This is a genomic window from Pseudomonas sp. MD195_PC81_125 (assembly GCF_014060985.1).
GTDB classification, from domain to species: Bacteria; Pseudomonadota; Gammaproteobacteria; order Pseudomonadales; family Pseudomonadaceae; genus Aquipseudomonas; species Aquipseudomonas parakoreensis.
This window is the reverse complement of the sequence record NZ_JABULD010000579.1, coordinates 1-8,920: the sequence shown is the minus strand read 5'-3', so window position 1 is coordinate 8,920 and position 8,920 is coordinate 1. Positions and strand designations below refer to the sequence as shown.

Below are 8,920 nucleotides of genomic sequence, written 5' to 3'. Positions count from 1 at the left end.
AAAAGATCGCAGCCTGCGGCAGCTCCTACAGGGGAGATGTGTCGATAGCCGAGTCCGTTCAACAGGGGCGATCAATATGACCAGCATGGCCGAAGGCGGACACACCGGGATCGATCCGCGGCTGAGCTTCGATGACCCGTTACTCGACGGTCTGTTGATCCTCTGCAAGCTCCACGGCGCGACGGTCAGTCGCGCCAGCCTGAGTGCCGGGCTGCCCCTGAACAAGCAACGCCTGAGCCTGGACCTGCTGCCCCGTGCAGCCGCCCGGGCCGGTTTGCAGGCGCGCCTGTTGCGGCGTGAACTGAAGGATATTTCTGCACTGAATCTGCCGATCCTGTTGCTGCTCAAGGATGGGCGCACCGCCGTCCTGCGGCGTTTTGGCGATGACGGCAAGGCGCTGATCCTGCCCAGCGAAGCCGATGGCGGCGAACAATGGGTCGAGCGCGAAGAACTCGCCGAACACTACAGCGGCCAGGCCTTGTTCGCCCGTCCGCGCCACGAACTCGAAGACTTGCGTTCACCGCTGGTGCCACGGGTGCATGCTTGGTTTCGCGACACGCTGAAGCTGTCGAAATGGCTGTACAGCGATGCAATTCTCGCCAGTTTCCTGATCAATTTGCTGGGCCTGATGGTGCCGCTGTTCGTCATGCAGACCTACGACCGCGTGGTGCCGAATCAGGCCACCTCGACCTTGTGGGTGTTGGCGATCGGCCTGCTGATCGGCACCGGTTTCGAACTGGTGCTGCGGGTGGTGCGCGCGCATCTGCTCGATACCGCCGGCAAGAAAACCGATGTGATCCTTTCCGCGACGTTATTCGAGCGCATCACCGGCATGTCGATGAAAGCGCGGCCGGCGACCATCGGCGGTTTCGCCCAGAGCATTCATGACTTTCAGGGCCTGCGCGAATTCCTCACCGCCGTGACCCTGACCAGCCTGATTGATCTGCCCTTTGTGGTGTTGATGCTGGTGGTGATCGGCCTGCTCGGCGGCTGGCTGGTGGTGATTCCGCTGCTGGCGTTTCCGATCACGATCATTTTTGCCCTGGCAATTCAGGTGCGTCTGCGCGACACCGTGCAAAAAGAGCCTGAGCCTGGGTGCCGAGCGGCAGGCGCTGCTGATCGAAACCCTCGGCGGCCTGGAAACCCTCAAGGCCTGCAGCGCCGAAAGCGAGCGCCAGCACAAATGGGAAAGCACCCACGGCGCCCTCACCCGCCTCGACAGCCATGCGCGCAACCTCTCGGCGCTGGCGACCAACGGCACACTGTTCATCCAACAGTTCTCGGGGATGGCGACGATTGTTGCCGGGGTCTACAGCATCATCGCCGGCAACCTCAGCGTCGGTGCGCTGGTGGCCAGCTACATGCTCGGCAGCCGTGTGCTCGCGCCACTGGGACAGATCGCCGGGCTGATCACCCGCTATCAGCAAGCGCAACTGACCATGAAAAGCACCGACGCGCTGATGGGCCTGCCGCAGGAGCGTGACGGCAAGCAGCGGCCACTGGAACGCACACAGCTACAAGGTGCGCTGGACGTCAGTGGCGTGACCTTTCATTACAACAGTCAGAATGCACCGGCGCTGGGCAACGTCAGCTTCAGCATGAAACCCGGCGAGCGGATCGGCATCATCGGTCGCAGCGGCTCGGGCAAAAGCACATTGGCGCGGCTGTTGATGGGCTTCTATGAACCCGAGGAAGGCCAGTTGCTGCTCGACGGCCTCGACCTGCGGCAACTGGATGTCGCCGACCTGCGCCAGCAGATCGGTTACGTCGCCCATGACCTGCCGCTGCTGGCCGGCAGCCTGCGCGACAACCTGACCCTCGGCGCCCGCTACATCAGCGACTCGCGCATGCTCGAAGTCGCTGAACTGACCGGCGTTACCGAACTGGCGCGGCAGCATCCGCAAGGTTTCGACCGGCCGGTGGGCGAGCGCGGACAACTGCTCTCCGGTGGCCAGCGCCAGTCAGTGTTGCTGGCCCGGGCGCTGCTGCTCGACCCGCCGATCATGCTGCTCGACGAACCCACCAGCGCCATGGACAACAGCAGCGAAGACCTGCTGCGCCAGAAGCTGCACGGCTGGGTGCAAGGCAAGACCCTGCTGCTGGTCACCCACCGCACCTCGATGCTGAGCCTGGTGGACCGGCTGCTGGTCCTGGACAACGGCCGGGTCGTCGCCGACGGCCCGAAAGAAGCGGTCATCGATGCACTGCGCAAGGGCCGCGTCGGCTCGGCGGCGGTCTAGATGCGCGCACATAATTTTATGGCTCTCACAAAACCTGTGGCGAGGGGATTTATCCCCGATGGGCTGCGCAGCGGCCCCAAAGGCTCTGAGGGCGCTTCGCACCCTATCGGGGATGAATCCCCTCACCACAAGTAAGTGTTACGGGCGACGCATGGGTAGTGCGGTTTGATGTTTTATTAACTGAGGGGTATCGCCCCATGTCTGCATCTTCAGGTAGCAAATCACGCGGCTACTTCGACAGTTTCGGCAAAAGCGCCGAAGCCGAGTACATGCCGGAAACCGCTGGTGCTTCATTACAGGATTCGCCGCGCTGGTCGCGGATCACCGTATGGCTGGCGGCAGCGCTGTTGATCAGCGCGCTGGTCTGGGCCAAGTTCGCGGTGCTTGAAGAAGTGACCATGGGCGAAGGCAAGGCGATTCCGTCGAGCAAGGTCCAGGTGATCCAGAACCTTGAGGGCGGGATCGTCACCGAGATTTTCGTACGTGAAGGGCAAATGGTGAACAAGGGCGACAAGTTGCTGCGCCTGGATGACACGCGGTTTCTGTCGAACAAGGGCGAGAGCGAGGCCGACCGTTATGCGTTGATGGCGCAGGTCGAACGTTTGTCGGCTGAAGCCGAAGGGCGGCCGATGAAACTCTCGGACGAAGTCGTCAGCAAGGCGCCACAAGTGGCAGAAGACGAACGCGCGTTGTACGACCAGCGCCAGCGTCGACTGGCCAGCGAACAACGCACCCTCACTGAACAGCTGCGGCAGAAAACTCAGGAACTGGCGGAGTTTCGTTCCAAGCAAGGTCAGTACAGCTCCAGCCTTGCGCTGTTGCAACAAGAGATGAACATGTCGTCGCCCCTGGTTGGCACCGGCGCCGTATCGCCAGTGGAAATCCTGCGACTCAAACGCAGCGCGGTGGAGATTCGCGGCTCGTTGAACGCGACAACGTTGGCGATCCCACGGGCGGAATCGGCAATCAACGAGATCAAGAGCAAGATCGACGAATCGGAACAGACCTTCCGCTCCGACGCGGCCAAAGACCTCAATCAGAAACGCACCGACCTGTCGAAAATCACCGCCTCGAGCATCGCCATCGACGACCGCGTCAGCCGCACCACCGTGACCTCGCCGGTGCACGGGGTCATCAAGCAGCTCAAGGTCAACACCATCGGTGGCGTGGTGCAGCCAGGCAGCGACATGGTCGAAATCGTGCCGCTGGAGGACAACCTGCTGATTGAAGCCAAGGTGCGTCCGCAAGACGTCGCGTTCCTCCATCCGGGCCAGAAAGCCATGGTCAAGTTCAGTGCCTATGACTACACGATCTACGGCGGGCTGAGCGCAAAACTGGAGCTGATCGGCGCCGACACGATTACCGATGACAAGGGCAACAGCTTCTACCTGATTCAGGTGCGCACCGATAAAAACCATTTGGGCGGCGATGTGAAACCGCTGCTGATCATCCCGGGGATGGTGGCGACGGTGGACATTATTACCGGGGAGAAAAGTGTGCTGGATTACCTGCTCAAACCGGTGCTGAAAGCGCGGACAGAGGCGATGCGCGAGCGGTAGAAGTTTCTGGATCTGGTGGTGAATTGACTGGCCTCATCGCTGGCAAGCCAGCTCCCACAGGTTCTGAGATGCTCACAGACTTTGTGTTCGACACGGACACTGTGGGAGCTGGCTTGCCAGCGATGGGGCCAGCCCAGACATCAACTATCTGTCGCCATGATTGCGCTGAAAAACCTCCTCCCCCATCGCCGCAATCTGCCCCTCGATCAATGCCTCGAACGGCTTGAGCAACGGCGCAAACGTCGTCGGCGCTTCGAGGGTTTCCAGCGCCTGCACGATCGCCTCAATCGTCGACAACGCCCCCGGCCCCGGCGCTTTGCGCAACCGGTAGCGCGATACCCCGCCCGCCGCCAGCGTCACCCGCGGCAACGCCGCCAGCAACGGATTGAGATGAAGCATCTTGCGCGCCTTGCGCCAGGTGCCGTCCGGCACCACCAGCAACAACGGTTCTTCGGACTCACGGTAAGCCTGCAGCGGCTGTGCATCATCGGCGGGAAACAGCAACCGGGCCTGATACCCCGGCCGATTGAGCAGCGCCGGCAGATCCTCGAAGACCTCGCCGACAATCAGCTCGGCGTTGGACAAACCCAGCGCCGCCAACCGCGCAGTATTCAACGCATGGTTAACCTCGCTCGGATGCTGCAACAGCAGAACGCGGGTGCGGCTGTCGAGGCGCGGGATCAGCGAGCACAGGCAGTGGCTTTGTGGACGCAGGCAGCGCGGACATTGGGGTCTGGACATGGTTCTTATGCCTGATTGAGCTGAGCTTTAAGCAAATCACGGAAGGTCTGGATCAGCGGTTCGCGGCTGCGGCCCCGGCGCATGATCATCGAAAACGGCGCCTGATAACCGAAGGTCGCCGGCAGCAACACGCGCAAGTCTCCTTTGTCGGCCCAGGCCTGAGCGTAGTGCTCCGGCAGGTAGCCGATGTAGGCGCCGGACAGCACCAGAATCAGCTGTGCCTCCATACTTTCCACGGTCGCCGCGCTGTGTTTGAAACCGTGGCGCGCCAGTTCCGCCTGACTCCAATAACCACGGCCGACCATGCGTTGCTGGGTGATGACCTGCTCGGGAATACGCCGCTCGTGGAACAACGGATGGCGGCTGCTGCAATACAGCCAGTGCTGCTCGCGGTACAGCGGCATGTACACCAGGCCGCTCATGCGCGTGGAGAACGCGCCGATGGCCAGATCGAGGCGGTTGTCCTGCACACCGAGTTGCAGTTCGTAGGGGCTCATCACCGACAAGTGCAAATGCACCGCCGGGTGCTCCTGGCTATAAGCGCCGATGGCTTCGGCGAACGGCAAGGCCTTGTCGCTGACGGTGGAGTCGATCACCCCGAGATTGAGCGTACCGCGCAGTTCGCCCTTGAGTGCAGCAGCGTATTGCTCGAAACCTTCAAGTTCGGCCAGCAGGCGCAGGGTTTCCTGATGGAACAGCTCGCCCTTGCTGGTCAGGCTGAACCCGCCCCGCCCGCGATGACACAACACCAGACCAAGCGCGGCTTCGAGCTGGCTCATGTAGGTGCTGATCGCCGAGGTCGACAGGTTGAGTTCCTGCTGCGCGTTGGCAAAACCTTGATGCCGGACCACGCTGACGAAGATGCGCAATAGTTTCAGGTCGGGTAAAGCGTTGGCCATGCGGCTCTCCAAACATCTGTCGAACGCTGATGACTTTGTGGTGAGGGGATTTATCCCCGATGGGTGGCGAAGCCGCCCCAAGCCTGCAAACCGATCTATCCGGGAAGTCGCGCGCAACGAATTTACGACTGCTGCGCAGCCGATCGGGGATAAATCCCCTCGCCACAGGGAAATCGGTACGGGTTCGGGAAGTCTATCCCGAGCCTGACCATTAGTTTAGAAAAATCTGAACTAAGTTTTTGCCCGTAGCGATTCTTCCGCCGCACTACATTTCGCAGAATCGGCCCCACAGCGGCGCCCGAACCTGTGCTCGACGGTGCGCCGACATAAATAAAACAAAGACGATGAGGCCCTACCCGTGGACAAGATTCTTCACCAACCACTGGGCGGCAACGAAATGCCGCGCTTCGGCGGCATCGCCACCATGCTCCGACTCCCCCATGTACCGACCGCTGCCGGCCTGGACGCTGCCTTCGTTGGCGTGCCACTGGACATCGGTACTTCGCTGCGCCCCGGCACCCGCTTCGGGCCGCGCGACATCCGCACCGAATCGGTGATGATCCGCCCGTACAACATGGCCACCGGCGCCGCGCCGTTCGACTCGCTGTCGGTCGCCGACATCGGTGACGTGGCGATCAACACCTTCAACCTGCTCGACGCCGTGCGCATCATCGAAGAAGCCTACGACAACATCCTCGAGCACAACGTGATCCCGATGACCCTGGGTGGCGATCACACCATCACCCTGCCGATCCTGCGTGCGATCCATAAAAAGCACGGCAAGGTCGGTCTGGTGCACATCGATGCCCACGCTGACGTCAACGATCACATGTTCGGCGAGAAGATCGCCCACGGCACGACCTTCCGTCGCGCCGTCGAAGAAGGTCTGCTGGACTGCGACCGCGTGGTGCAGATTGGTTTGCGCGCACAGGGTTACACCGCTGACGACTTCAACTGGAGCCGCGATCAGGGTTTCCGCGTGGTGCAGGCCGAAGAGTGCTGGCACAAGTCGCTGGCGCCGCTGATGGCCGAAGTGCGCGAGAAAGTCGGTGGCGGTCCGGTTTACCTGAGCTTCGACATCGACGGTATCGACCCGGCCTGGGCGCCCGGCACCGGCACCCCGGAAATCGGTGGTCTGACGACCATTCAGGCGATTGAAATCGTGCGCGGCTGTCAGGGCCTCGACCTGATCGGCTGCGATCTGGTAGAAGTCTCGCCGGCTTACGACACCACCGGCAACACCTCGCTGCTGGCCGCCAACCTGCTGTACGAAATGCTCTGCGTACTGCCGGGCGTGGTCCACCGCTGAGGGTTCGGCCATGCACGAACGTGATCAGGTTCTGAGAGCGGCTGCCGATCTGGTGTCCGCCTTCGCTCGCAACGATCGCGAAGCTTATTTCGGCGCGTTCAGCGCCGATGCGAGTTTCGTGTTTTACACCCTCGAACAGCCGCTGCTGTCGCGCGATGCCTATCAGGCCTTGTGGGACAGCTGGCGCGCCGAGGATGGCTTTGAAGTGCTGTCGTGCACTTCAAGCAACGCTTTCGTCAGCCTGCAAGGTGACGTGGCGGTGTTTATCCATGACGTGGCCACCGAGCTGCGCATGCAAGGGGAGCAACATTTCAGCCAGGAGCGCGAGACGATTGTTTTCAGGAAACAAGCGTCGAGCCTAGAACAACAAGGCCATTGGCTGGCCTGCCACGAACATTTGTCCGCAATGCCGGAAGGGCTGCCATCCCCTTAGCCAAGACAGGTGACGCTCACGCACGATGAGCGCGCCTTTATGATCGGAGCAGATCATGAATAACAACAACAACGACCAAAGCCTTACGCAAATTGAAACCCATGGGGTCGAACAGATCCCGGACCACGAACGCACCGCAGGCCCGACGGACTTGTTCCGGATGATCTTCGGTGGTTCCAATACCTTTGCCACCGCCGTGCTCGGCAGTTTCCCGGTGCTGTTCGGCCTGTCGTTTCAGGCCGGTGTCTGGGCGATTGTGTCGGGCGTGCTGCTCGGCTCGCTGATCCTCGCCCCGATGGGCCTGTTCGGCCCGATCAACGGCACCAACAATGCCGTTTCCTCCGGCGCGCACTTCGGCGTGCACGGGCGGATCGTCGGCTCGTTCCTGTCGCTGTTGACCGCCATCGCGTTTTTCTCGCTCTCGGTGTGGAGTTCGGGCGATGCATTGATTGGTGGGGCGAAACGCCTGATCGGTCTGCCGGAAACCGACCTGACCCTGGGCCTGGCCTACGGTCTGTTCGCGATTCTGGTGCTGACCGTGTGCATCTACGGCTTCCGCTTTCTGCTGTGGGTGAACAAGATCGCGGTGTGGAGCGCCAGCCTGTTGTTCCTGCTGGGCATCTTCGCCTTCGCCGGTCCTTTCGACGTCAACTACGCAGGCACCGTGAACCTCGGTCAACCGGGCTTCTGGGCGGCGTTCATCGGCGCGGCGCTGGTGGCGATGAGCAACCCGATCTCGTTCGGTGCGTTCCTCGGCGACTGGTCGCGCTACATCCCGCGTGACACCTCCAAGCAGCGAATCATGGCCGCCGTGGTGCTGTCGCAGATCGCCACGTTCATTCCGTTCCTGTTCGGCCTGAGCACCGCGACCATCGTCGCGATCAAGGCGCCGGACTACATCGCGGCGAACAATTATGTGGGTGGTCTGCTGGCGGTATCGCCGAGCTGGTTCTTCCTGCCGGTGTGCCTGATTGCGGTGATCGGCGGTATGTCCACCGGCACCACCTCGCTGTATGGCACCGGGCTGGACATGTCCAGCGTGTTCCCGCGGGTGCTGTCGCGGGTCAAGGCGACGCTGCTGATCGGCGTGCTGTCGATTGCCTTCATCTTCATCGGGCGCTTTGCGGCGAACCTGGTGCAGAGCGTGTCGACCTTCGCCGTGCTGATCATCACCTGCACCACCCCGTGGATGGTGATCATGATTATCGGCCTGCTGGTGCGTCGCGGCTTCTACTGCCCGGATGACCTGCAAGTGTTCACTCGCGGCGAACAAGGCGGACGCTACTGGTTCAACCACGGCTGGAACTGGCGTGGTCTGGGTGCATGGATCCCGAGCGCGGCGGTCGGCCTGTGCTTCGTCAACCTGCCGGGGCAGTTCGTCGGCCCGCTGGGTGAAATGGCCGGTGGTATCGACATCAGCCTGCCGGTGACCCTGGGCCTGGCGTCGGTGGTGTACCTGACACTGCTGAGTCTGTTCCCGGAACCGCGCGAGGTGTTTGGACCGCAGGATGTGCGCAGCCAAGGCGCGGCGGCGCAAGCAAAATCGGCACTGCGCCAAGCGGCCTGATTCACACAGAAAATTTGAAGGATTGGAGTTCTTGTGGCGAGGGAGCTTGCTCCCGCTCGACTGCGCAGCAGTCGCAATGAAGCTGTTGGGGCCGCTTCGCAGCCCAGCGGGAGCAAGCTCCCTCGCCACAGAGAGGCATTCGATTCAGCGTTCCACATAAAAAAGACAATCG

Annotated in this window: 6 protein-coding genes and 1 pseudogene; 5 read left to right on the top strand and 2 right to left on the bottom strand. The window is 61.7% G+C overall.

Translation table 11 applies throughout. The annotated features are described in order from the left end of the window. The first annotated feature begins 76 nt into the window (after positions 1-76). Together HT737_RS23110 and HT737_RS23105 are read left to right on the top strand one after the other, a co-directional pair. Positions 77-2,240 (top strand): annotated as a pseudogene (locus HT737_RS23110) (type I secretion system permease/ATPase). A 197-nt stretch (positions 2,241-2,437) separates the two neighbouring features. Beyond that, entirely contained in the window at positions 2,438-3,799 is a 1,362-nt protein-coding gene (locus HT737_RS23105; RefSeq protein ID WP_121184264.1) for an HlyD family type I secretion periplasmic adaptor subunit, read from the top strand. A gap of 144 nt (positions 3,800-3,943) precedes the next feature. On the opposite strand, the gene HT737_RS23100 is transcribed toward HT737_RS23105, so the two are convergent. Continuing rightward, on the bottom strand, positions 3,944-4,540 hold the full coding sequence (locus tag HT737_RS23100; RefSeq protein WP_182404074.1) for a tRNA-uridine aminocarboxypropyltransferase: 597 nt from the start codon (positions 4,538-4,540) through the stop codon (positions 3,944-3,946). A gap of 5 nt (positions 4,541-4,545) precedes the next feature. Next, entirely contained in the window at positions 4,546-5,439 is an 894-nt protein-coding gene (locus HT737_RS23095; RefSeq protein ID WP_041070221.1) for a LysR family transcriptional regulator, read from the bottom strand. 358 nt (positions 5,440-5,797) lie between these two features. Here HT737_RS23095 and speB point away from each other — a divergent pair, with 358 nt between their 5' ends. Genes speB through HT737_RS23080 form a run of 3 tightly spaced genes read left to right on the top strand, consistent with a single transcriptional unit; the run spans position 5,798 to position 8,748 of the window. Then, positions 5,798-6,748, top strand: coding sequence for an agmatinase (gene speB, locus HT737_RS23090; protein WP_003222717.1), 951 nt, complete (start codon positions 5,798-5,800; stop codon positions 6,746-6,748). A gap of 10 nt (positions 6,749-6,758) precedes the next feature. Continuing rightward, positions 6,759-7,181, top strand: a complete 423-nt coding sequence (locus tag HT737_RS23085; RefSeq protein ID WP_041070223.1) for a nuclear transport factor 2 family protein — start codon at positions 6,759-6,761, stop codon at positions 7,179-7,181. Positions 7,182-7,236: 55 nt separating this feature from the next. Then, positions 7,237-8,748, top strand: coding sequence for a cytosine permease (locus HT737_RS23080; RefSeq protein WP_182404073.1), 1,512 nt, complete (start codon positions 7,237-7,239; stop codon positions 8,746-8,748). Positions 8,749-8,920: the final 172 nt, after the last annotated feature.

What these genes read in the sequence shown, in the direction of transcription:
- HT737_RS23105 (WP_121184264.1), top strand. Translation starts at nt 2,438, where the DNA reads ATGTCTGCATCTTCAGGTAGCAAATCACGCGGCTACTTCGACAGTTTC.
- HT737_RS23100 (WP_182404074.1), bottom strand. Translation starts at nt 4,540, where the DNA reads ATGTCCAGACCCCAATGTCCGCGCTGCCTGCGTCCACAAAGCCACTGC.
- HT737_RS23085 (WP_041070223.1), top strand. Translation starts at nt 6,759, where the DNA reads ATGCACGAACGTGATCAGGTTCTGAGAGCGGCTGCCGATCTGGTGTCC.
- HT737_RS23095 (WP_041070221.1), bottom strand. Translation starts at nt 5,439, where the DNA reads ATGGCCAACGCTTTACCCGACCTGAAACTATTGCGCATCTTCGTCAGC.
- HT737_RS23080 (WP_182404073.1), top strand. Translation starts at nt 7,237, where the DNA reads ATGAATAACAACAACAACGACCAAAGCCTTACGCAAATTGAAACCCAT.